Below are 23,003 nucleotides of genomic sequence, written 5' to 3'. Positions count from 1 at the left end.
CGGCTGCGCCCTGCGCCGAGGCCGATCAGGCGGCGCGGTTCGGGGCGCGGGCGGCGCGGGCCTGGGGGCGGTTCAAGCTGGCGGCGGTGTCGTCCTTTGCCTTTGTCGAGGCGACGGGGCCGGTCTATCTGGGCAAGCTCTTGCGCGATGCGTTGGGGGTGGTGCCGCAGGGGGCGGCGGCCCCTGCGCCACGGTTCGATGCTGAATTTACCCTGCCTGAGCGGATTGCGACGGCGGCGGCCATCCTGCGGGCGATGTCGCTGACGCAAGATTTCGCGCCTCTGGTGCTGTTGGTCGGACATGGCGCAAGTGTGGTCAACAATCCGCACGCGAGCGCGCTGCATTGCGGGGCCTGTGGCGGATATCGCGGCGATGCCAATGCGCGGCTCTTGGCGGGGTTGCTCAATGAGGCCGAGGTGCGCGCGGGGCTGGTTGCAGAAGGCATTGCGATACCCCACGACACGGTTTTTGTCGCGGGGCTGCATGAGACAACCACGGATGCGGTGACGCTCTATGCGCGAGACCCCGGCTGTGCCGTGGTGCCTGACCTGCTCGACCGCGCGCGGGCATGGTTGCAAGAGGCGGGGGCGCTGACGCGGGCCGAGCGGGCGCTGCGCTTGCCGGGTGCGGGCACAGGCGGCGACATTGGCGCGCGCAGCACCGACTGGGCCGAAACCCGGCCTGAATGGGGGCTGGCGGGGTGCAATGCCTTTGTCGCCGCCCCCAGGCATTTGACGCGGGGCAAGCCACTGGCCGGGCGCGCGTTTCTGCATGATTATGACTGGCGGCAGGACGACGGCTTTGGCGTGCTGGAATTGATCCTGACCGCGCCAGTGGTGGTGGCAAGCTGGATCAGCCTGCAATATTACGGATCGGTGGTGGCTGCGGAGGTGTTTGGCGCGGGCAACAAGCTCTTGCACAACGTGACCGGTGGGGTCGGTGTGGTCGAGGGCAATGGCGGTGCCTTGCGGGTGGGGTTGCCGTGGCAATCGGTGCATGACGGGACCGAGTTCATGCATGAGCCCCTGCGCCTTACGGTCTGTGTTGCGGCCCCGGCCGAGGCGGTGACGGGTATTCTGGCACGGCATCCTGATCTGCGCGCACTCTTTGACAATGGCTGGCTGCATCTGATGCTGTTGGGTGACACGGGCCGGATCGTCGCGCGCTATCGGGGGGATCTGGAGTGGCAAGACTGGGGCGATGCGCCGGACACCCGCAAGGCGGCCAAGGCGGCCTGAGCGCGCCGGGGGGAAAGCATTGCAGCGCGGAAGGGGGCGCAGTAGAACTTGCAAGGACAGCGGCCGGTCTGGCCGTGGTCCTGACCCGCAATCCCAGGACAGGATGTCCGACCGGAAAGAAGGCCGCTGCCATGCCCGTTCCGCCCCCTGACATGCCGGCGCTCTTGGCAGAGCTTGCGCGGTTTCTGGAGCGGCCGCAGCCCGATCAGACCGGTGCGCCCTCGGTGGCCCTCGAACCGCAGTTACAGGCGGCGCTGATGTGGACGCAGGCGCAGGAGGGGGGGACCCCCTTGGCGGATTTTTTGGGTGCCTTGCTGGTGCGGATAGCGCAGAACGGGCTGCGCGGACGGATCGCGGCGCAGGCGGCGCAATTCGAGCTTTTGACCCTGCGTGCCGCGCGCGCGGCGGAAGAGACCGAGAGGCTCTCGGGGGATGCGCAGGCGCTGAACCTGATGCTGGCAAGGGCGTTGCCCGATCTGCCGCAAGAGTGGCAAGGCGTGCTCTTTTCGCCCGAGGACTATCTGGCAATGAATCCGGATGTGGCGGCGGCCGGGGTTGATCCCTTGGCGCATTACATGGCAGGCGGGGCGGCAGAGGGGCGCGCGCCACGGCGGATCACGCGTGCGACGGAAAGTCTGGCGGAGTTGGTGGAGGCCTGCCCGCCGCCCCGGTCCTGCCGCGACATGCCGGAGGCGCTGCGCGCGGCAACGCTGGCGATCTTGGGGCAGGAGAGACCAGAGGTCAGCGTGATCCTGCCCACATGGAACCGGGCGCATACGGTGGTGACGGCGGTCGCCTCGGCGCTCTTGCAATCCTATGCGCCCAAAGAGGTGATCGTGATCGACGACGGCAGCCGCGATGCCACGGTTGCCCTGTTGCAGCAGCGGTTCCCCGAGCCTCTATCCGAGGGGCGGCTTGTGATTGTCGCGCAAGAGAACGCGGGCGTGTCGGCGGCGCGCAATGCCGGTCTGGCGCGGGCGCAGGGCGACGTGATCGCCTATCTCGACAGTGACAATCACTGGGAGGCGGATCATCTGCTCTATGCCGTGGGCGGGTTGCTGGCGGTGCCGGGCGCGCAGAGCGCCTATACGGCAATCTGTCGTCACAACCTGACACAGGGCTGGAGCGATGTGCTCTTCCGGTGCTTTGACCGGACGCGGCTGGAGGAGGCGAATTTCATCGACCTCAACAGTTTCGTGCATCGGCGTGCGCTGGTCGAGACATTGGGCGGGTTTGACACCGCGTTGACGCGGTTGGTGGATTGGGACCTGATCCTGCGCTATACCGCCACGATAGAGCCTGTCGCCCTGCCGGTTATCACCGGGCATCATGTGGTGGACAGTCTTGGCCTTGATAATATCACCACGCGCGAGGCGCTGGGGCCGAACCTTGCCCATATCCGTGCCAAGCGTGACAGCACAGCGGAGGTCCCGTGAGCGATCCCGAGGATGATACTGCGCGGGCGGTGGCTGCGCTGCGCGCCCAGAACCGGCTGTTGCTGGAACAGGTCGAGGCGTTGCGCGCGGCCTTGGCCACGCGCGAGGACGAGATCACGCGGTTGAGTGCGCGGTTGCTGGCCTGTGAGACCCGCCCCCCGGAGACACCCGAGACACCCGGCCTCTTGGCGCGGTTGCGCCCCCGGCGACGTTGAGCCATGGGGCCGGACGGTGATCCTGACGCGGTGGGCCGGGTGCGCCGATCCGCTCTGTTCGATGGGGATTGGTATGCGCGGGCCTATCCGGATGTGGCGCGTCTGCCGCTGGACCCGGCGACGCATTATGCCTGGATCGGGGCCTATCTGGCGCGTGATCCGGGGCCGCATTTCGCGGCGCGCGCCTATCTTGCGTCCAATCCTGATGTCGCGGCGGCGGGGCTTGATCCGCTGACGCATTACCTGACCGCTGGGCGGGCCGAGGGGCGCGCGGCGCATCCCGGTGCCGGGTCTGCGCGCGCGCCTGCCGCGTTGCGGCGGCTCAAGCATCTGCGCGATTTGCTGGAAACCGGCGGGCTAGACGCCGGGCCGCGGGCGGCACTGGCAGAGATGGCCAAGGGGGGTGCGGGGCCAGAGGCCGCCGCAGGGGCGGCGGAGGCGCTGGGCCTTATGGCCTTGCATCGGGGCGAGGTGTCAGAGGCGCGGACGTGGTTGGCGCGACGACAGGACATATCGGGCGAGGCGCTGGCGCGACTGGCACCGGTGATGGCGATTGCGGCGGCGCAGGATGGGGATAGGGCGGCGGCAGAGGCGATGGCGGCGCGCGCGCCGCACTCTCCGGCGCTGCATCTGGCGCGAATCTGGTGGGCCAGGACCGAGGCCGAGGCGTTGTCCTCTCTCAATGCCGCGCTGGGGTTGGCTGGTCATGCGCCTGTGGCGTTGGCTGAGGGGGCAGGCGCGCTGATGGATCGGTTGATCCCGGCTGCTCCGGGCGGCAAGGGGTCGGAGGACGGGCCGCTTGTCAGCGTGCTGATGGCCGCGCATGACAGTGCAGCGACGATTGAAACCGCGCTGCGGGCGCTAGAGGTGCAAAGCTGGAGGGCGTTCGAGCTCTTGGTGATTGACGACGCGAGCAGCGATGCCACGCCTGACATCGTGGCCGCCCATGCCGCGCGCGATCCGCGTATCCGCCTGATCCGGTTGGCGCAGAACCAAGGGGCCTATGGCGCGCGCAATGCGGGGCTGGCCGAGGCGCGGGGGCGGTTCGTGACGCTGCATGATGCCGATGACTGGTCGCATCCCGACCGGCTGCGGCTTCAGGTGGAATACCTGCTGGGCAATCCCGGCTATGTCGGCTGTCTGAGCCAGCAGGCGCGGTGCCTGCCCGATCTGCGCCCCTGTCGCTGGACCGGCACCGGCGCGCTGATTTTCGAGAATATGACCTCGCTCATGCTGCCCACCGATCTGGTGCGCGACTGTCTGGGGGGATGGGACGCGGTGCGCGTGTCCGCCGATAGCGAACTCTTGCGCCGGGTGCGGCAGCTCTTTGGCGAGAGCGCGGTTTCCATGCCCGAGATCGGCCTGCTGGCCCTGCAACGCGCGAGCGGGGCGAGTGCGACGGGGGCGGGTGCAACCGGCATGGACTGGTTCTATTACGGGGCGCGGCGCGAGTATTACGAGGCGCAACTCCACCATCACGCGCGCGCCCTGCATCTGTGGTATCGGCCCGGTGGCGCGCGGGCCTTTCCTGCGCCTGCGCGGCTCTGCTCCGGGGGGGCTGAGGTGACATGCGACCGGGTTTATGCGGGGCTGATGACGGTGCGCGATGCGGGGGTAGAGATTCTGCTGGGCTGGTTGGCCGAGGATCGCGCGGCGGGGCGCACGGCGGGTCTGGTGCCGCTCTATGATCTGGCGATGCCTGAAGAGGCGGGGCTATCGCTGCACCCATCCTTGCGCGCTCTGGTGGACGGCGCGGCGGTGCGGGTGCTCTGCCATGGTGAAGTTGTCCGCTGCGTGCGCTATCGCCGCCTGCCCGGACAGGCCGTGACCGAAGCGCACCGCTATCTGCCGGTCGTGCTGGAAAACGACCGGCAGGTGATGGCACCGGGTGAGGTGCCAGCGGAGGATGCGGCAGGGACGCCTTAGGGCGTGTTGCGCCCCATCGAAAACACACCCACTTGGGATTGACCCCGGACCTCGCCGAGGGAGCGTGGAGGCCCCGGCTCGGGGGCCGGGGCGATTTGAACCCGATCAGACGCAACCTGCTCTAGAGGAACGTGAAATCGTCCACCGTCAGCTGCGCGGCGGTGATGCCCTCGACGAGAATGGTGTTGCCATTCACGGTCATTTGCGCGCCCGCGTCCGTGTCGATGATATTCATCGCAGCGACGAACCCGGCAAGGCCATTGCCGCCGTTGTTGATGTTCTCAAGTCCGGTATCGGGATCAAAGCGCCGGATGAAGAAGCTGTCGAGACCATCCTCGAAATCGGTGATCACATCCGCCTCTCCGTCAAAGAAGGAGGTGAAGACGAATTGATCCGAACCTGTGCCGCCGGTGATCACATCATTGCCAGCGCCCGCGTTGATCGTGTCATTGCCGGCGCCGCCATCAATGGTGTCGTCACGCCCGCCCCCGGCGAGGAAATCGTTGCCGTCGCCGCCGTCGATGCTGTCATCACCTTCGCCGCCGCCGACGCGGTCATTCCCGGCGCCGGCATCAATCGTGTCGCGCCCGGTGCCGCCGCCGATGTCATCCGCGCCGCCGTTGCCAAAGATCAGGTCATTGCCAAAGCTGCCCGACATGCTGTCGTTGCCTTCGCCGCCTTCGAGCGTGTCGTCACCGGCACCGCCCGCGACCACGTCATTGCCGTTGCCGCCCGACACGAAATCATTGCCAAAGCCTGCACCGAGCACGTCATTGCCGTTATTGCCAAAGATCGTGTCATTGCCGAGACCGCCGCCGATGCTGTCATCGCCCGGCCCGCCAAAGAGCGTGTCATTGCCATCCGAACCGGAGATGTTGTTGTTGCCACCCCCGCCCGAGTCGATGTTGTCATTTCCGGTGCCGCCTGCGAGCGTGTCGTCATTGACCGTGCCGATCAGACTGTCATCGCCATCGGTGCCCACGATCTCTTCGCCGGGGATACCGGCCCCGTTGATCAGGTCCGCCGCGCTGATGAGACTGTCGTCGAATTGGAAAAACTCGACCGAGGTGAAGAAATCCGTGCCTTCGGCAGAGATGATCTGGATGCCATTGTTGATGGCCGAGACCCGCGCATCGGCGCGGTTCACCGCGAGAACGGCGGTATCGCTGCCATCCTCGCCGTCGATGGTGTCATTTCCGAGACCGCCCACAAGCCGGTCATCGCCGGACCGACCCTGAAGCCGGTTGTTTGCATCGTTGCCGATGAGGACATCGTCGCCAGTGCTGCCGCGCAGCCATTCAATATTGGAGATCGTATCGGTAAAGGCCTGGCCGTTGGCCGTGCCCGTCACGATGCCGGTGGCGAGGTTGGCGTTGACCTGCGTTACCCCGAAATCGTCATAGCGCAGCCGGTCGAACCCGGCCCCGCCATCGACGGTATCATTGCCGCCCCCAACGCGGAAGGAGTCATCCGCCGCGCTGCCAAGGAGCGAGTCGGATTCGTTGCCGGTTCGGATCTCGAACACGGTGCCGTTGATGGTGCTGGTATTACCGCCTTGCACGATTGTGCCCGCCACGAGATCGGCCGTAACCGCCGTGCCCCGGAGATCAAGCTGGACAAGGCCCGCGCCGGTCAGGTTGTAGGTGTCGCTGCCGCCAAAGCCCCGAGCACTGATCCACTGGTTTGCGGTCGTGTTGAAATTGAAGATGTCATCGCCAGAGGTGCCCCGGATGCGCAGTCCGCCATTGATGAAGCCAGAGAACATCGGGTTTTCGACATCGAGCAAGGTATCGGTGCCCTGCGCGCCCTTATTGACCGTGCCGGTATTGGCCGCGCCGTCGACGGTGGCGATGATCGGTGCCGCGAGGCCCGCGTAGCTGACTTCGGCAAAGCCATCGACAAGACCGCCAAAGTCTACCGTGTCATTGCCGCTGCTGCCGAGGACGAAATCGCCGAAGTCGGGATTATTCTCGCCCGTGCGGATCAGGTCAGAGCCTGCGCCGCCAGTGAGTTGATCATTGCCGTCGCCCCCGTCCAGCGTGTCATTGCCCCCTGCGCCGTCGAGCACATCGTCACCCGCCAACCCGTTCAGCGTGTCGTTGCCGGTGCCGCCGAGCAGGGTGTCGTTGCCATTGGTGCCGGTGAAGAGTTCGCCATCGGGAAGCACCACGCTGGTGGTGTTTTCAAACGCGCTGAGCTGGATATTCTGGTTTGGAGCAAAGGGGCCGAAGGTGACTTGTCCGCCATTCGTGATTGAGGCGTCGAGAGCGTTGAACCCGGCCACGGTGGTCGGCAAGACCACGGCATCATCCCCGCCGATCCTGAAAATAAAGTCCGTATTCGTGGTTTCGTCAAAGAAGGCGATGATGATTGCCGTGCCTTGTGGGGTGGTGACAAAGCCCAAGGATAACTCGAACGTGTCCCCCGCCGGGCCTGTGAGATCTATGTCGTCAACCCGTGCGATCGTCACATCTGCTTCATTGTTCAGTTCGATCACCGGCAAAAGCTCTTCTGGTCCGGACGGCCCGAGGCTGCGGTAGTTGAGCACATCGCCGATGATCGAGAGGTCGAGTTCCGCGGCCCGGACTTCAATGACGTTGTCGGCGGGCGTGCCATCTCTGCGAACGGCAATGCCGCTGGTGGTGAACAAATTCATTGCGTTTCCTTTTTAGGCCAGTTCCAAATTTCTGCTGCAACTTTAGGCCTCACGAAAACGTGTGATCAACAATTTTTCTCTGATTTTTCAATATTGCAATCCATGGTTGCATGAGAAAAGGGCGCACAGGGCGCCCCTTCCGGTTGGAGTGATGGCCGACGCGAGGGCGGGATTATCGCCCGATTTCAACGGCGCGGGGGCATCCTCCGCATGCTGAAGAACCGCGCCTCAGAACCGCGCGGCAAGCTCGGCAACGCCTTGGGGCAGGTCGGGCCAGATCGGATCGGTTCCGGTCTCTATGGCGCGACGGCACTCGGCCTGCATGGCCGCGACCCATGTTTTCCAGCCCTGCGCCAGCGTCAGATCGCCCTCGCGCAGACCAGAGGCAGTGAGCGCATCGGCGCGCGGCAACCCGTCGAGCAGGACAGCGGTGAACACGATCCCGGCTTGGGCGATGTTCATCTGCGTTGCCTCGGAGCCGACGCTGAGGATGCGCGCGCGGCACGCGGTCTTGATCTCTGTGGCGCGGGTGATTGCGGCGGCTTGGGCCTTGGCCTCGGCGGTGATGGCTTGGGTGAAATCAATCTGCATCGGTGGTGTCCACTTCATAGGGCGGCAGGGTTACGGGGCCGTTGCCCGTGAGTGTGAGGGGCACAGGAAAGAGCGTCTCTTGCGGCGCGTTGGCCCCGTGCGGCAGCACGAGCGTGAGGCGGAGTGTGCCGCCCACCCGCTCGACCGGGCCTGCGAACCAGTCGCTGCCCGTCGCTTCGGGCGGCAGGGTGGCCCCCTCGGGCAGGGGTGTGAAATCGAACAGCTCGCCGTTGAGCATGAGCGCGTCGCCAGTTCGGATCAGCGTCAGGGGTGTGGCGCGGCGGGCGGGGGATAGGGTGATCTGCATGGGATGTTTCCTTTAGAACCAGCGGCCCGTTGCGGTGACGCGGAGATCATTCGCAACGCGCATGCCCGCAATCGTCCAGACGTTGAAGGTGAGTGTCGCATTTCCGATCCCCGCCGTTGCCGGGTTTGCCATCCGCGCAGCACCGATTGCCGGGGCGATGGCCACGCCGTCCACGCCGACGAAGGCCGCCGGATAGGTCCAGACCGTGCTCTCGGCCCCGTCCGAGGTCAGATTTGCGGTGCAAATCTGGGTGCCATCGGCAAAGCGGACATAGCGCCCGTTGGCATTGCTGCCCCGCTCGATGACCGCCCCCGTGGGCACGCCGCCGGATTGGCTCACGGGGCCGAGGAGGGTGTTCTGGCCATAGACCTGCCGCCACGCCTGCCATGCGCCGCCGGTGTAGCGGCGGGTATAGAGCGCGTCCGTGGTAATCGGCTTGTAGGTTTGCACGATGTCGTTGGGGCCATACCGCTCGACCTGCATGACACCGAACAGGGATGCGCCCACGGGAAAGGTGCCCGCCGCGGTGTTGATGACCCGGTGAAACCCGGAGGGGGTCGCGGTGGCGTTGATGTCTGCCAGATTGGTTGGTGTGCCGATGGACCCAAGCCCGAAGGCCCCGACCGCCAGCAGTCGCCCCGCCGTGCTGTCGGTGGAGTTGGATTGCACGGCGGCACCGGTGAGGCGCCCGGTCACGGCATTGACACGCAGCGCCTCGGTCCAGGCGGTGCCATTGGCGCTGACCTTGATGGAAAAGTCATCCAGCCCGGCGATGCCCATTTCCGCGCGGCCCGAAAATCCCGTCTGGAAGAGCAGGCTCGCGGTGGTGCCCGCCGTGGCCTTGTTGATCTTGAGCTGATGGCCCGCGCCGGCGTGGTTGAGCAAGGTCGCCTCGGCCGTCACGCTCAGACGGTTGACCGCATCGGCATCGGCACCAATCCCCAGCCGCGCGACCCGCTCGGGAAAGCTGTGCCAGGTGCCACTCTGATAGAGGCGCAGGTCGGTGGTGCCGCGCGCGGTTGCGATCCAGCCCTCTTGCGGGGCGACAAATATCCAGCCTTCGCCGAGAAAGAGGGCGATCTGTCCGTCCTGCCCGGCCCAGGCGCCCATCGCCCCTTGACCCAGTGCATAGCGCGCGCCCACCTCGGGGGCGGCGGGCGGTTCGGTGGCGTCGAACCCGTCCAGCGCCATCTGGACCAAAAGATCCAGCCGCTGCACAGCCTCATTATGGGTCACATGCTTTTGCGCCTGTGACGGGGCGATAAATGGCAGGTCAAGGCGGGCTGATACATCCGACATCGGTCTCTCCAGAACGGTTGCGCAGGCGGGAGACTCGGAAAACGGGCTTACCAAGTGATTAACATGGGGGGCGGAGGTGGCTTATCCCATTGACAAAAAGCGAGAAAATCCATCATGGCCGGGGTTGGTCAAAAGGGATGAGACCGCGCGGTTGTTGGTGCCGGGTCCCTGCGAAAAGGGATGCAGGCCGCGCCGGACATGCTATCTTGCGGCGGGAATCGGAAGGCCGCCATCCATTACTCGAAACCGCTATTTCAGCACGACGCCTTTCGATCTGACCGTTTGACATGCCTGAGGGTCACAGACCCTCGCTTTGACCAAGGAGTTTGAGATGAAATCCACCTGCTGCGCGCTTGCGCTCTGTGCCCTTGCCCTGCCCGTATCGGCGGCGGAGCTTGGCAAATCCGAAGAGCCCATCAAACTGGCCTTGACCCAAGAGACCAGCGCCCAGATCACCGCGCATGTGGCGGGCGAGTTGCTCAAGGCAGCGGGCTATACGGTCGAGTTTGTGGCGGTCGAGGATATGGCCGTGTTCCGCCAGATGGGCCGGGGCAATATCGACGCCAATCTCGAGATTTGGCCCGCCAATGCCGCGCCGTCCTATCGCGATATGGTGATGGACCGCGAATTGGTTGAAATGGGCGAACTGGGTCTGAGCATGGTCGAGGGGCTGGCCTATCCGGCCCATATGGAGGCGACCTGTCCCGGTCTGCCCGCGCTCGATGCGCTGCGCGCCTGCACGGCGGCCTTTGCCACGGATGGCGGCGCGCCGGTGCTGGTGGATTACCCGAGCGATTGGGACGGCCCCGGGGCCGATCTGATGACCGCGCTTGATCTGCCCTTTACCGCCACGCCCGCCGCCTCGGAACAGGCGCTGGTCGAGGCATTGGTCAGCGCCAGCAGCACCGGCACGCCCGCCCTTGCGATGTTCTGGCAGCCGCATTGGGCCGTGGCGGCGCATGACCTGCGCTTTGTGGAATTGCCCGAGGCGGAGGCCGCCTGTTTTGAAGACGCAAGCTGGGGGCCGAACCCGAGCGCCGTGGGCGACTGTGGCTTTCCGGCGATCACGTCGGTCAAGGCCGTGATCAAGGGGTTCAAGCCGCGCTGGCCCGCGGCCTACAAGCTGATCGAGGAGTTCAAGATGGACAATGACACCCTCGCCACGTTGATGACCGCTGTCGAGCGGGATGGCCGCCCGGTGGCCGAAGTGGTCGCCGAATGGGCCGCCGCGAACGAGGAAAGCTGGCGTCCGCTGGTGGAGGGTGTCACCAACTGAGAAGGCAAGGGGCTGGGGGTGCGTGACATGCGCCCCCGGCTTAGGTCAATGGGAGGAAGGGTTTGACGCGCGGACGGGGGCAACGACTTGCCGGAATTTGCCCGGCCATGCGACACGCGCAACTGCGTCAAGAGCCGCCCGCATTGACCATATCATCGCGCAGCAAGTATGACAGCCGGGCGGGTCAGGTATCAGTGACACTGACCACTCGGATGTGATTGACGACGACGCGGCGCGGTCTGTCCGGGCATCGTGGGAAAGGGAAACGATGCAAAGCTGTCGTCTTTTGATCATCGGGTTTTCCAACGTCGCCACGCGTTCGGGGTTTTCGCTGCCCACCATCGACCGGCTTCGATCCCTGACCCCTGATGTCGAGGTGTTTCGTGTCGGGCTTGGGGCGCAGCAGCCGCACATCATTCCCCCGTATCTCCGGTGTGCCGCGGCCAAGTTGGGGCCGTTCACCCATGTTTTGTTCGAAGTGAACGCGTCGGCCTTCGCACTCCACCCGCTGTCGACTCCGGAACGCGGGCGCGACCTGCTTCTCGACATGATGCTCGCGGCTCTGGAAATCGGGGCTGATCCGGCTTTCTTCCTCCACTACCGCCGTTGGAAGGCACCGCTTCATCATGATTTCAACGCTCAGACCCGCCAATTTTGCGAGGAGTTCGGTATTCCGCTTCTCGACATGGCCGAAAGCTGGGTCGCCGAGGTCGGTGCCGATGTCGTGGCGTCGCTGCTGCGCGACGAGGTCCACACGACGTTTGAAGGGGGTGAGGTCATGGCCGACCGTCTTGCGCCGTTTCTCATGCGGTGTCTTGATCGGGTGGGTTGGTTCCGCGCGGTGGCCTTGCCCAGACCGGTCTGGCGGCGCGGCATGCTCGACACAGCCGCATTTCTGCAAGAGCACCCGCTTGAGCGCCATGACTGCATGGACTTGCCACTCGACTATGTCCGCCTCGAAAACACGGATGCGATTGTCCGGTTCGGGCAAGAGCAGCACGCGCAGGCGCTTGTCCACATGTTCCACCCGGCGGGCGGGCGAATGGCGCTGCATCTCGGGCCTACCGGGCATTGTCTGGAGGTCGCGACCATTGATCCCTTCAGCTACGCCCCGAGGATCGGGACCGCCGCCTTTGATTTCCACCGCGGGCTTCGCGTGCGCGACATCAGGATCACCCCGACCGTAGAGGCCCCTGACATCCAGCTTCTCAAGGGCGTAGTGGCGCGGCCTTTGCGCAGCTACATCGGGCCTCTGCTCACGCTCGAGCCCGCGACCATGGCGTGACGTCAGATCGCTGGCCCTGCTGCGCAAGCTCTCGGTCTAGCGCGCGCGATGCCTTCGCCGATGCCGCTCGAGGCGCCGGTAATCAGGATGACCTTGTCCATGGTTTTCTCCTTATCTGCCAGTTGCAAAGAGCAAGATGGACGCAGACCATTGTGAACGGTATACTGTTATTGCCGGACTGGTTGGTTAGCATCACGCGACAATGGGGGCGCCCTATGGACTTGAACTTGCTGCCACTCCTGCTTGCTGTTGCCGAAGAGCAGAACTTTCGCGCAGCGGCGGACCGGCTCGGTGTGACGCGATCCGCCGTGAGCCAAGGCATACGCCGGCTGGAGGATGCCTTGGGCATACAGGTGGTCATGCGCACAACCCGCTCGGTTCGCCTGACCGAGGCTGGTGCCCGGCTGGTCGAGAGTCTGCGCGCTCCGATGGCGGCGGTTCAGGATGCGCTCGAGGCCAATGAAGATGTGCCGAGTGGACGGCTGCGGTTGGCGGTCACGTCCATTGCCGAGGACTTCCTGTCGGGGCCGTTGCTGGCGCGCTTTGCCGAGGCGCATCCCAAGGTCACGGTGGATGTGACGGTCATAGATGACGCCTTGGATATCGTCGCCTGCGGTTACGATGCGGGTGTTCGTCTGGGCGAAGTGATCGAACAGGACATGATCGCCGTGCCCGTTGGCGGCCCACAACGCGAAGTGGCGGCGGCCACGCCCGCCTATATCGCGCGATATGGCGCACCGGAGCATCCCAAGGATCTGCTCGATCATCGCTGTGTCGGATGGCGACCCGCCCCCGACACGGCCCCGTGGCGATGGGAGTTCGAGGAGGATGGCAAGCCCTTCGATGTCATGGTCGATCCGCAAGTGACGACCAACGACCTGCGTCTGATGTTGCGGGTGGCTTTGGCGGATGGCGGTATCACCTTTGCGCCATGGGACTGCATGAGAGAACATTTCGACAGCGGCGCACTGGTCCCGCTGCTGACGGGCTACCTGCCGCCGTTTTCGGGATTCTACCTCTATTTCCCGCAGCGTCAGAACATGGCACCCAAGCTGCGGGCGCTGATCAATCACGTTCGCCAGTGGCGATTTGTGGACTGATCCGCGCGAGGCCGCCTGCTTTGCTCGCATCTGGCACCAAGGGCCGATTTTGGGCATGGGTAAGTCGAGAAGATCATCCCCTTCTGAAACGACCTCCGGCTCTGATGCGCCGCTGGCACCGACCTGCGCCCTTTGGAGCGTGCAGCGTGACGTTAAACGCGCCAGAGGTCGCCACGGTCGGCGCAGCGCCTTGTCATCTTATCAATGGTCCTTGGCACAATGACACTCTCCCCTTCGGCGCATCGCCCCATCGAGGTCTCTGAAATATGAGGGCCCTACCGAGGCGTAACCCTTAGATACCCACCAAAGATGGAGATATGTTTCTCGAACTCCTCGATCCGCTCGGCCACACCGACCCGTCTGGAGGCCAGCGCCGCGAGGATCATCTCGACGGTCAGCAAGGCGCTGACGAGCGAGGGCATCAATTGCGGGCCGGACATCGGCAGAAAGATGGATTTCTCGGCCCCGAGCGCAATGGGCGAAGAGTCTGCATCCGTGAGCGCAATGATCTTGGCACCGCGATCACGCGCGACCTGGCAGGCGCGGACCACTTCGGCGGAGTAATGTTCATAGGCGATGGCCACCAAGACGTCTTCGGGCGTGACCCACGAAATTTGATCGAGAATGGCACCGGGCATCGAGGGGACTTCGACAAAGTTGTCAAAGGCCATTGAGCCGACGTAGGAAAAGTAATGGGCGACAGAAAAACAACTGCGCACGCCGACCGTGTGGATGCGGCGCGCTTGCAGCAGGATTTCAACGCAGCTGTCAATATCGGCAATATTGAGCGGCGTGGTAACGGCATCGAGGTTGCGCTGGCTTGCTGCGATCATCTCGGCGTAGATGCCCGTGCCATCCCGCCCACTCAGCGCGCGGGCGCGCCCGCCATAGGTCTTGCCGCGGTGCTGGACGATCTCGCGAACGGCGTCGCGGAAATCGTTGAACCCGTCAAAGCCCAAGCTGTGGGACAGGCGCGTGACAAGGTTTGAATCGACGCTGGCCGCCTCGGCGAGATTTCGAATCGATTGGAAGGCCACCTGGTCGAAATTGTCGAGAATCCAGCGCGCGAAGGCTGCGAGCTTGCGCGGCCCGTCCTGCGCGAGCTTGGCGATTTCACCTCTGAGGTGCACTTCCTTGTCATACATCCAGTTGTTTCCATGCATATCTTTGCCGATCCAGAATTAAATCCCAGCAGAAAAAAAACAATTGATTTTTTTTCGTCAGTAAATAAAACGTCCGCATCTATCGGGCGACGCCCCTTAACTTATGGGAGGAACACACATGAACATAGCTAAGATCTTTGCCGTTGCTGGTCTGGCAGCACTGGCTTCGCCGGTTGCAGCGCAAGAAACATTCATCTCCATCGGCACTGGCGGTGTGACGGGGGTGTATTACCCGACCGGCGGCGCGATCTGCCGCATGATGGCCAAGACCCGCAAGGAAACCGGCATCCGGTGCGCCGTCGAGTCGACAGGCGGTTCGGTTTACAACGTGAATGCCGTGCGGTCGGGCGAGTTGGAATTCGGCGTTGCGCAGTCGGACGTTCAATTCAAAGCCGTGAATGGGGAAGGCAGCCTTGCCGAGCAGGGCCCCAACCCGGATCTGCGCTCGGTCTTTTCGATCCACCCGGAGCCCTTTACCGTTGTGGCCCGCGCCGATGCCGGGATCGCGAATTTTGCCGACCTCAAAGGCAAGCGCGTCAACGTGGGCAACCCCGGCTCTGGCCAGCGCGACACGATGGAAGTTCTGATGGCCGCGAGCGGCATGACCATGGAGGACTTTTCGCTGGTGTCCGAACTCCAGGCGGCAGAACAGAGCCAAGCGCTTTGCGACAACAACATCGACGCGATGGTCTACACCGTTGGCCACCCCTCGGGGTCCATCCAGGAAGCCACCACCGCCTGTGACGCGGTTCTGGTGAACGTCACGGGGGAAGCGGTGGACAAACTTGTGGCCGAAAACCCCTATTACCGCACCGCAACCATTCCGGGCGGCATGTACCGTGGGAATGATGCCGACGTGCAGACCTTTGGCGTCGGCGCGACCCTCGTGACCTCGGCGTCGGTTTCGGACGACGTGGTCTATAACCTCGTCAAGGCTGTGTTCTCGGACATTGACGCTTTCCGCGCGCTGCACCCGGCCTTCGCCAGTCTTGATCCGGCAGAAATGGCCAATGACGGGCTTTCCGCGCCGCTGCACCCCGGTGCAGAGAAATACTTCCGTGAAGCTGGCCTGATCGAATAAGCCGGCATTTCTGAACAAGGATCGTGACCGGCCGCCGTTCTGAGAGCGGCGGCCGCTCCGCACGCCGGGGAGGGCAGCATGGGTACGAAGACCGAGACAGGCCGCGAAGGTGGCTATTCTGACGAGGAACTGCAGGATCTGGTGGCGAGCACCGACACCGGGGGCCGGGCACCAACCAATCGCTCTATCGCGCTTTTCCTCTCGGCGGTGGCGCTGTTGTGGTCGCTGTTCCAGCTCTGGATTGCCCAGCCTCAGCTTTGGTTCGGCCAGTGGCTCCCTGTTCTGAACTCCTCACAAACGCGCCCCGTTCACCTTGGCTTTGCGATTCTTCTGGCGTTTCTGGCCTATCCCGCGCTGAAATCCTCGCCGCGCGACCGGATTCCGCTGGTTGACTGGGTGTTGGCCATCGCCGGTGCGGCCTGCGCCTTTTATGTGTTCTTTTTCTCGCGCGAGTTGGCCTTGACCGCGCGGTCCGGCGTGCCGACGACGACGCAGATCGTGATCGGGTCTGTCGGTATTCTCTTGCTGCTTGAGGCTTCGCGCCGCGCACTCGGCCCGGCGCTGACGGTGGTGGGCAGTTTGTTCCTGCTCTACGCCTATATGGGTCAAGGCTGGCTGATCCCGAGCATCATCGAGCATGCGGGGCTATCCTTTGTTTCGATTGTCAACGCGCAATGGCTTGATACGACGGGTGTTTTCGGCATCCCGCTGGGGGTTTCGACGGCCTTCGTGTTTCTGTTCGTGCTCTTTGGTGCCCTTCTCGACAAGGCAGGAGCGGGCAATTACTTTATCCAGATCGCCTTTGCCGGTCTCGGTTCGCTGCGTGGCGGTCCGGCCAAGGCGGCGGTGGTCGGTTCGGCCATGACGGGCCTGATCTCGGGGTCGTCGATCGCCAATGTGGTGACAACGGGCACCTTCACCATTCCGCTGATGAAGCGCGTGGGCTTTTCGGCCGAAAAGTCGGGCGCGGTCGAAGTGGCGTCCTCTGTGAATGGCCAGATCATGCCGCCGGTGATGGGGGCTGCGGCCTTTCTCATGGTGGAATTCGTCGGTATTTCCTACATTGAGGTGATCAAGCACGCCTTCATTCCGGCGGTGATCTCTTACATCTCGCTTCTCTATATTGTGCACCTAGAAGCGTTGAAGCGCGACATGCCCGCATTGGGCGCTGCGGCCAATCTGGGCCGGATGTTCCTCAAGGTTTTCGTGGGCTTTGTGATCTCGGGCGTGGCCTTTACGGCGCTGGTCTATGGCATCAACGCGCTGCGTGACCTTGTGCCGTCGCTCTCGGGCTGGATCATTCTGGCTGCTCTCGTCGCTGCCTATCTGGCGATGGTGCGCGTCGCGGCCAAGAACCCCGATCTGACGCTGGACGATCCCAACAGCAAGGAATTCCACCTGCCGACCGTGGCCGAGGTTTTCCCGACCGGCATCCACTACTTGCTGCCGATCCTCGTCTTGGTCTGGTATCTGATGATCGAGATGCAATCGCCCGGCAAATCCGCCTTTTATGCGGTGATGGCGATGCTGGTGATCATCGTCACGCAACGCCCGTTAAAGGCGATGTTCCGGGGGGAAGACGTGACCGTGGCGGCGCGTGCGGGCTTTGGCGACCTCATCGAGGGGCTGATCGCGGGGGCGCGCAACATGATCGGGATCGGCGTTGCGACGGCTGCGGCGGGCATCATCGTGGCCACTGTGACCAAGACCCCAATTGGCACCGAACTTGCGGGACTCGTCGAGTTTCTCTCGGGGGGGAACCTCTTTATCATGCTGCTTCTGGTCGGGGTATTCTCGCTGATCCTCGGGATGGGATTGCCGACCACAGCGAATTACATCGTGGTCTCGTCGTTGATGGCCTCGGTCGTGGTGTCGCTCGGGGCGCAGGAAGGGCTGATTGTTCCGCTCATCGCGGCGCACCTCTTTGTGTTCTACTTTGGCATCATGGCGGATGTGACGCCGCCCGTGGGGCTTGCGAGTTTTGCCGCAGCGGCGGTTTCGGGGGGCGACCCGATCAAGACCGGGATCACCGCGTTCTTCTACTCGATGCGGACGGCTGCGCTGCCTTTCCTCTTCATCTACAACCCGACCCTGATCCTCTATGGCGTGGATTTGGGCACGACGATCGGGATGCTGCATGCCGTGCTGGTGTTCGTCCTCGCGACCGTGGCGATGCTGCTCTTTGCTGCGGCGACACAAGGATATTTCCTTGCACCCTCGCGCAAGTGGGAAAGTGCAGCGTTGCTTCTGGTGGCGTTCACGCTCTTCGTGCCGGGCTTCTGGCTTGACCGGATTCAGCCGCGTTTCGAGGAAATGCCGCCTGTGCAATTGGCTCAGGCCTTTGACGAGGCGGAACCCGGTGATGCGGTGCGCTTTGTGGTGACGGGCCCCTCTTTTGCGGATGGCACGCCCACCACACTGACCCTGATCCACACGGTTCAGGAAAGCGATCCGCCCAGCGGGCGCGCCGAAGCGGCGGGGCTCATGCTCATCGAGGAGGGCGATCAGCTTTTCATGGACGAGCCGATGTTCGGCACAGCCTTCCAGAAGAAGATGCAGGGCTTTGATTTCTACGGCGAGCCCCGCGTCGAGGTGACGAACCTCCAGCACCCGGCAGACAGAATGCCCAAGCAAATCTTCTGGCTCCCCGCCCTGCTGTTGCTGGGCCTTGTGGTGGTGATGCAGCGCCGCCGCCAGACGAAGCCCGCTTTCTGAGGAGACATCCCATGGCAAAGACCATTCTTCTGCCCATCGACATGAACAATGCGGAAAGCGCGATGAAACCTCTGAGCGAGGCACTGACGCTTTTGGGGGATGGCGGTGTGTTGCATGTGGTGTCGGTCCTGCCGAGCTTTGGCTTTGCTCAGATCACGGCACAACTGCGCAAGGATTACGAAAAGAACATGCTGGTTGAACTTGGGCGGCACCTGGGGGCGTGGGTTTCCCAGCATGTACCGAAAACGATCGACGTTCACCCGCATGTTCTGCATGGCACGATCTATGATGAAATCCTGCGCGCGGCGGAGAAGCTAGACGTTGATCTGATCGTGATGGGCGCGCACCGCCCGGACCTCACCGATTACCTTCTTGGTCCGAACGCCGCGCGCGTGGTGCGGCATTTCAAGAAATCCGTCTATGTCGTCAGGAGTTGAACGATGGCAAACCATATTTTTGGCCGCGCGACCAAGGGCGAGCTGCCCGCCGCTGTTGCGGGGGATGGCTGCTATCTGATCGACGCTCAGGGCAAGCGCTATCTCGATGGGTCGGGCGGGGCCGCGGTGTCCTGCCTCGGTCATTCCAACGCGCGCGTTCGCGCGGCGCTGCATGCGCAGCTTGATCGTTTGGCCTTTGCGCATACGGGCTTTTTCACCTCAGAGGCGGCGGAAACGCTGGCGGACCGTCTGGTGGCGGCTGCGCCAGACGGGATTGACCGGGTGTATCTCGTGTCGGGCGGTTCGGAGGCGGTAGAGGCGGCTCTGAAACTCGCACGCCAGTATTTCATGGAAACCGGCCAGTCGCAGCGACACCATGTGATCGCACGCCGCCAGAGCTATCACGGCAACACATTGGGCGCGCTTGCTGCTGGGGGCAACGCGTGGCGCCGCCAACAATTCGCGCCGCTTCTTGTGGAAACCTCGCATATCGCGCCCTGTTACGAATACCGGGACCGCGCAGAGGGCGAGAATATGGAGGCCTATGGGCTGCGCGTGGCCGAGGAACTGGACGCCGAAATCCAGCGTTTGGGCCCGAAAACCGTGATGGCCTTTGTTGCAGAGCCTGTCGTCGGCGCAACGGCTGGTGCGGTTCCGGCGGTGAACGGGTATTTCAAGCGCATCCGCGAGATTTGTGACCGTCATGGCATCCTCCTCATTCTTGACGAGGTGATGTGCGGGATGGGCCGGACAGGCTATCTCTTTGCCTGCGAGGAAGACGACGTCGCCCCCGACATGATCACCATCGCAAAAGGCCTTGGCGCGGGCTATCAACCGATTGGCGCGCTGCTGGTCCAAGGCAGGATCTATGAGGCGGTTGCGGCGGGGTCTGGGTTCTTTCAGCATGGCCACACCTACATGGGTCACGCGATGGCGGCGGCGGCGGCGAATGCGGTGCTGTCGGAGATCGAAGAGCATGACCTTCTGACGCGCGTGCGCGCGCAAGGCGCAAAGCTCGATTCGGCGCTGCGTGACGCCCTAGGGCAGCACGCGCATGTGGGGGATATTCGCGGTCGCGGCCTCTTTCGGGGTGTGGAACTGGTGGCGGATCGTGAAACCAAAGCGGTCTTTGACCCGGCGCGCAAACTTTACGCCAGGATCAAGGCCGAAGCCTTTGCGGATGGCCTGATCTGCTATCCGATGGGCGGCACGATTGATGGTGTGCACGGCGACCACATCCTGCTTGCTCCGCCCTTCATCATCTCGGACGCCGAGATTGACGAATTGGTGGGCAAGCTTGCGGGTGCCATTGATCGGGCGATTGCCGCATGAGACCGCTGCCCCGGATCATGGTCGCGCCAAATGGCGCGCGATTGACCAAGCAAGACCACCCCGGCCTGCCCGTGACGATCCCCGAAATCGTCACCGCCGTGCGGGACTGTGCGGCGGCGGGTGCGGATGGCGCGCATCTGCATGTGCGCGATGCCGCGCAACGCCATGTGCTTGACGCCGGGCTTTACCGCGAGTTGCTGCGCGAGTTGTCGCAGGTTCTACCGGGGTTCTACGTGCAGATCACCACAGAGGCGAACGGACGTTACACGCCCAACGAGCAGCGCGCCCTTGTCCGCGCGCTCCGCCCCAAGGCCGTATCAATTGCGCTGCGCGAGATCACCGATCAATCGGATGAAACCGTAACGCGAGACTTCTTTGACGAATGCCAAGCCGAAGGCATTTCGGTGCAGCATATCCTCTACGACCAGACCGACATCGCCGAACTGAAAAAGCTGGTCGATCAGGGGGTTGTGCCCGGCGACACTCTCAAGGCGCTGATTGTTCTGGGGCGGTATCTGGACGCGCGACAGACCTCGACGCCAGACGATCTCGTCGCCCCGGCGCGGGCGCTGACCACCGCGTTTCCGGGGGTGGATTGGGCGGTTTGCGCCTTTGGGGCCAAGGAAACGGCCTGCCTCGTGGCCGCGCGCGACATCGGCGGCAAGGCACGCATTGGCTTTGAGAACAACCTTCTGAACAGCAACTTGACCTGCGCCACCACCAATGCAGAGCGCGTGCGCGATCTGGTGGCGCATCTGGGGCCAGAGGCGGCCTGACACCAACGGGGACGATCATGATTTCTCTAGGTTTGCGATATGTCCCGATGCTCTTGGTCGGGGTCGGGCTTCTGACGGCTGTTACCGGTTTCGCGGCCGGGTTTTGGAGTATCGCCCCGGTCTTGGGCTTTGCGGCGCTTTTGGCTTTGGGGCTTTACGACCTGCGCCAAAGCCGGCACGCCATCCTGCGCAATTATCCGATCCTCGGGCACCTGCGCTATTTCTTTGAAACCATCCGCCCGGAACTCCGCCAGTATCTGCTCGAATCCGACGATGAAGAGGTGCCCTTTTCGCGCGAATCCCGCGCAATCGTCTATCAGCGCGCCAAGAACGTCGAAGACAAGCGCCCTTTTGGCACCAAGAAGCGGGTGTATGATGGCGGCTACCAGTGGCTCACACACTCAATCCGACCCAAGAAGATCGAAGACACCGACTTTCGCGTGCGCATCGGCGGGCCGGCGTGCAAGCATCCCTATAATGCCTCGGTCTACAACATCTCGGCCATGAGTTTTGGCGCATTGAGCGCAAATGCCATTCTGGCGCTGAACTTGGGCGCGAAGGCGGGCGGCTTTGCGCATGACACGGGCGAAGGCGGGATCAGCCGCTATCACCGCATGGGCGGGGGCGATCTGATTTTCGAAGTGGGCACCGGCTATTTCGGCTGCCGCACGTCCGAGGGGCAGTTTGACCCCGAGCGGTTCCGTGCCACCGCCGCCGATCCGCAAGTGAAGATGATCGAGATCAAGCTGAGCCAAGGCGCAAAGCCCGGCCAAGGCGGCGTGCTGCCAGCGGCAAAGATCACGCCAGAGATTGCCGAGGCCCGAGGAATCCCGATGGGGGTCGATTGCGTCTCGCCCGCCACCCATTCGGCCTTTTCCACTCCGCTCGAGATGATGGCCTTTATTGCACGGCTGCGCGACTTGTCCGGGGGCAAGCCTGTCGGCTTCAAGCTGTGCATCGGGCACCGCCGCGAATTCATGTGCATTGTTCGCGCCATGCTGGAAACCGATATCACACCGGATTTCATCGTGATTGACGGCAAGGAAGGCGGCACCGGCGCGGCACCGCTCGAGTTTGCCAACCATATGGGGATGCCTCTGGTGGAGGGGCTGACATTTGCCCATAACACCTTGCGCGGCGTTGACCTGCGCGACCGCATCCGTTTGGGAGCGTCGGGCAAGCTCATTCATGCCTTCGACATCGCCCGCACGCTGGCGCTCGGGGCGGATTGGTGCAACTCTGCGCGCGGATTTATGTTTGCGGTGGGATGTATTCAGGCGCAGGCCTGTCACACAAACCATTGCCCCACCGGGGTGGCCACGCAGGACAAGTCACGCCAGAAGGCAATCGTGGTGCCGAACAAGGCGGAACGGGTCTATAATTTCCACAAGAACACCCTCAAGGCGCTTGGCGATATGACGGGGGCTGCGGGTCTTACGCATCCGGGCGGGTTCCTTCCCCGCCATTTGATGATGCGGGTGAATGATCGTGACATGGTCACGGGCGAAGAGGTGAACCCCTATATGCCCGAAGGCTTTCTGCTCCGCGCCGATGACGACCGCTTTGGCTATCTCGAGCGTTGGCGGCGCTCCAGTTCGTCGAGCTTCGAGCCTCTGGATGGCGGGATTTGACCCTGCGCCGCGCCTGAGTTCAATAGTCGGTGTCGCCGATTGCTTTGTGACTGAACCTCGGTTTGTGGCGCAAAGCCTCTGTGCCAAGCCATGGACATCGGCGGTTGTCTTGGTCGGACGGGGTGATGTTTCGCCGTCGAGCTAGGCCGGTTTGCAGCCCTCACCCGAAGAGCAACCTCAGAACAGGGGGAGTGACTGTCCCGGCGGGGAACCGAAACGGCTCAATGTTGCAGGATCTTTGACAGGAAATCCTTGGCGCGGTCACTTTCGGGCGCGTCAAAGAACTCTTGCGTTGGGCGGTCCTCTACGATGGCACCGGCATCCATGAACACGACGCGATCCGCAACCTTGCGCGCAAATCCCATCTCGTGAGTCACCACCATCATGGTCATGCCGTCGTCACGGGCCAGCCCCACCATGACGTCGAGCACCTCCTTGATCATCTCGGGATCGAGCGCCGAAGTCGGCTCGTCGAACAGCATGGCGATCGGGTCCATCGCAAGGGCGCGGGCAATGGCCACGCGCTGCTGCTGACCGCC

At 63.5% G+C, this 23,003-nt stretch carries 19 protein-coding genes; 13 read left to right on the top strand and 6 right to left on the bottom strand.

Going from position 1 to position 23,003, the window contains the following annotated elements; translation table 11 throughout:
• From KBT70_RS16405 to KBT70_RS16390, 4 genes are all read left to right on the top strand, one after another.
• Positions 1-1,238 (top strand): putative inorganic carbon transporter subunit DabA (locus tag KBT70_RS16405; protein ID WP_296636505.1); only part of this gene is annotated, 1,238 nt, incomplete at its 5' end.
• Positions 1,239-1,369: 131 nt separating this feature from the next.
• Entirely contained in the window at positions 1,370-2,674 is a 1,305-nt protein-coding gene (locus tag KBT70_RS16400; RefSeq protein WP_296636501.1) for a glycosyltransferase family A protein, read from the top strand.
• Entirely contained in the window at positions 2,671-2,889 is a 219-nt protein-coding gene (locus KBT70_RS16395) for a hypothetical protein (protein WP_296636497.1), read from the top strand. Before KBT70_RS16400 ends, KBT70_RS16395 begins: the two co-directional genes overlap by 4 nt.
• A 3-nt stretch (positions 2,890-2,892) precedes the next feature.
• Entirely contained in the window at positions 2,893-4,815 is a 1,923-nt protein-coding gene (locus tag KBT70_RS16390; RefSeq protein WP_296636492.1) for a glycosyltransferase family 2 protein, read from the top strand.
• A 121-nt stretch (positions 4,816-4,936) separates the two neighbouring features.
• Here the strand turns inward: KBT70_RS16390 and KBT70_RS16385 are convergent, their stop codons facing one another.
• The 4 genes from KBT70_RS16385 to KBT70_RS16370 form a co-directional block, all read right to left on the bottom strand.
• Positions 4,937-7,471, bottom strand: a complete 2,535-nt coding sequence (locus KBT70_RS16385; protein ID WP_296636488.1) for a calcium-binding protein — start codon at positions 7,469-7,471, stop codon at positions 4,937-4,939.
• 228 nt (positions 7,472-7,699) lie between these two features.
• Positions 7,700-8,062, bottom strand: coding sequence for a hypothetical protein (locus KBT70_RS16380; RefSeq protein WP_296636482.1), 363 nt, complete (start codon positions 8,060-8,062; stop codon positions 7,700-7,702).
• Complete coding sequence (locus KBT70_RS16375; RefSeq protein WP_296636477.1) at positions 8,052-8,369, bottom strand: hypothetical protein; 318 nt, start codon at positions 8,367-8,369, stop codon at positions 8,052-8,054. The genes KBT70_RS16380 and KBT70_RS16375 overlap by 11 nt, the downstream gene beginning before the upstream one ends.
• 12 nt (positions 8,370-8,381) lie before the next feature.
• A complete protein-coding gene (locus tag KBT70_RS16370; RefSeq protein WP_296636473.1) occupies positions 8,382-9,668 on the bottom strand; it encodes a DUF2793 domain-containing protein in 1,287 nt (428 codons plus the stop codon).
• A gap of 331 nt (positions 9,669-9,999) precedes the next feature.
• On the opposite strand from KBT70_RS16370, the gene KBT70_RS16365 reads away from it, so the two are divergent.
• From KBT70_RS16365 to KBT70_RS16355, 3 genes are all read left to right on the top strand, one after another.
• Entirely contained in the window at positions 10,000-10,944 is a 945-nt protein-coding gene (locus tag KBT70_RS16365) for an ABC transporter substrate-binding protein (protein WP_296636470.1), read from the top strand.
• Between the two features lie 268 nt (positions 10,945-11,212).
• The gene (locus KBT70_RS16360) at positions 11,213-12,229 is read left to right on the top strand and encodes a hypothetical protein (RefSeq protein ID WP_296636467.1); all 1,017 of its coding nucleotides are present in this window, start codon (positions 11,213-11,215) and stop codon (positions 12,227-12,229) included.
• A 215-nt stretch (positions 12,230-12,444) separates the two neighbouring features.
• Positions 12,445-13,329, top strand: a complete 885-nt coding sequence (locus tag KBT70_RS16355; RefSeq protein ID WP_296636464.1) for a LysR family transcriptional regulator — start codon at positions 12,445-12,447, stop codon at positions 13,327-13,329.
• A gap of 275 nt (positions 13,330-13,604) precedes the next feature.
• On the opposite strand, the gene KBT70_RS16350 is transcribed toward KBT70_RS16355, so the two are convergent.
• On the bottom strand, positions 13,605-14,474 hold the full coding sequence (locus tag KBT70_RS16350) for a MurR/RpiR family transcriptional regulator (protein WP_296636461.1): 870 nt from the start codon (positions 14,472-14,474) through the stop codon (positions 13,605-13,607).
• Between the two features lie 136 nt (positions 14,475-14,610).
• Here KBT70_RS16350 and KBT70_RS16345 point away from each other — a divergent pair, with 136 nt between their 5' ends.
• The 6 genes from KBT70_RS16345 (at position 14,611) to KBT70_RS16320 (ending at position 22,464) form a co-directional block, all read left to right on the top strand.
• Positions 14,611-15,573, top strand: a complete 963-nt coding sequence (locus KBT70_RS16345; RefSeq protein ID WP_296636458.1) for a TAXI family TRAP transporter solute-binding subunit — start codon at positions 14,611-14,613, stop codon at positions 15,571-15,573.
• A gap of 78 nt (positions 15,574-15,651) precedes the next feature.
• Entirely contained in the window at positions 15,652-18,288 is a 2,637-nt protein-coding gene (locus KBT70_RS16340) for a TRAP transporter permease (RefSeq protein WP_296636456.1), read from the top strand.
• An 11-nt stretch (positions 18,289-18,299) separates the two neighbouring features.
• Complete coding sequence (locus KBT70_RS16335; protein WP_296636453.1) at positions 18,300-18,725, top strand: universal stress protein; 426 nt, start codon at positions 18,300-18,302, stop codon at positions 18,723-18,725.
• Positions 18,726-18,728: 3 nt separating this feature from the next.
• The gene (locus KBT70_RS16330; protein ID WP_296636451.1) at positions 18,729-20,057 is read left to right on the top strand and encodes an aspartate aminotransferase family protein; all 1,329 of its coding nucleotides are present in this window, start codon (positions 18,729-18,731) and stop codon (positions 20,055-20,057) included.
• On the top strand, positions 20,054-20,833 hold the full coding sequence (locus tag KBT70_RS16325) for a 3-keto-5-aminohexanoate cleavage protein (RefSeq protein WP_296636446.1): 780 nt from the start codon (positions 20,054-20,056) through the stop codon (positions 20,831-20,833). The genes KBT70_RS16330 and KBT70_RS16325 overlap by 4 nt, the downstream gene beginning before the upstream one ends.
• Before the next feature lie 17 nt (positions 20,834-20,850).
• The gene (locus tag KBT70_RS16320; protein WP_296636444.1) at positions 20,851-22,464 is read left to right on the top strand and encodes an FMN-binding glutamate synthase family protein; all 1,614 of its coding nucleotides are present in this window, start codon (positions 20,851-20,853) and stop codon (positions 22,462-22,464) included.
• A 221-nt stretch (positions 22,465-22,685) separates the two neighbouring features.
• On the opposite strand, the gene KBT70_RS16315 is transcribed toward KBT70_RS16320, so the two are convergent.
• Positions 22,686-23,003 (bottom strand): ATP-binding cassette domain-containing protein (locus KBT70_RS16315; RefSeq protein WP_296636440.1); only part of this gene is annotated, 318 nt, incomplete at its 5' end.

The organism is Roseovarius sp. (assembly GCF_018066915.1).
Classification (GTDB): Bacteria; Pseudomonadota; Alphaproteobacteria; order Rhodobacterales; family Rhodobacteraceae; genus Roseovarius.
This window is presented reverse-complemented; position numbering and strand designations above follow the sequence as displayed.

What these genes read in the sequence shown, in the direction of transcription:
- KBT70_RS16400 (WP_296636501.1), top strand. Translation starts at nt 1,370, where the DNA reads ATGCCCGTTCCGCCCCCTGACATGCCGGCGCTCTTGGCAGAGCTTGCG.
- KBT70_RS16390 (WP_296636492.1), top strand. Translation starts at nt 2,893, where the DNA reads ATGGGGCCGGACGGTGATCCTGACGCGGTGGGCCGGGTGCGCCGATCC.
- KBT70_RS16385 (WP_296636488.1), bottom strand. Translation starts at nt 7,471, where the DNA reads ATGAATTTGTTCACCACCAGCGGCATTGCCGTTCGCAGAGATGGCACG.
- KBT70_RS16380 (WP_296636482.1), bottom strand. Translation starts at nt 8,062, where the DNA reads ATGCAGATTGATTTCACCCAAGCCATCACCGCCGAGGCCAAGGCCCAA.
- KBT70_RS16375 (WP_296636477.1), bottom strand. Translation starts at nt 8,369, where the DNA reads ATGCAGATCACCCTATCCCCCGCCCGCCGCGCCACACCCCTGACGCTG.
- KBT70_RS16370 (WP_296636473.1), bottom strand. Translation starts at nt 9,668, where the DNA reads ATGTCGGATGTATCAGCCCGCCTTGACCTGCCATTTATCGCCCCGTCA.
- KBT70_RS16365 (WP_296636470.1), top strand. Translation starts at nt 10,000, where the DNA reads ATGAAATCCACCTGCTGCGCGCTTGCGCTCTGTGCCCTTGCCCTGCCC.
- KBT70_RS16360 (WP_296636467.1), top strand. Translation starts at nt 11,213, where the DNA reads ATGCAAAGCTGTCGTCTTTTGATCATCGGGTTTTCCAACGTCGCCACG.
- KBT70_RS16355 (WP_296636464.1), top strand. Translation starts at nt 12,445, where the DNA reads ATGGACTTGAACTTGCTGCCACTCCTGCTTGCTGTTGCCGAAGAGCAG.
- KBT70_RS16350 (WP_296636461.1), bottom strand. Translation starts at nt 14,474, where the DNA reads ATGTATGACAAGGAAGTGCACCTCAGAGGTGAAATCGCCAAGCTCGCG.
- KBT70_RS16345 (WP_296636458.1), top strand. Translation starts at nt 14,611, where the DNA reads ATGAACATAGCTAAGATCTTTGCCGTTGCTGGTCTGGCAGCACTGGCT.
- KBT70_RS16340 (WP_296636456.1), top strand. Translation starts at nt 15,652, where the DNA reads ATGGGTACGAAGACCGAGACAGGCCGCGAAGGTGGCTATTCTGACGAG.
- KBT70_RS16335 (WP_296636453.1), top strand. Translation starts at nt 18,300, where the DNA reads ATGGCAAAGACCATTCTTCTGCCCATCGACATGAACAATGCGGAAAGC.
- KBT70_RS16330 (WP_296636451.1), top strand. Translation starts at nt 18,729, where the DNA reads ATGGCAAACCATATTTTTGGCCGCGCGACCAAGGGCGAGCTGCCCGCC.
- KBT70_RS16325 (WP_296636446.1), top strand. Translation starts at nt 20,054, where the DNA reads ATGAGACCGCTGCCCCGGATCATGGTCGCGCCAAATGGCGCGCGATTG.
- KBT70_RS16320 (WP_296636444.1), top strand. Translation starts at nt 20,851, where the DNA reads ATGATTTCTCTAGGTTTGCGATATGTCCCGATGCTCTTGGTCGGGGTC.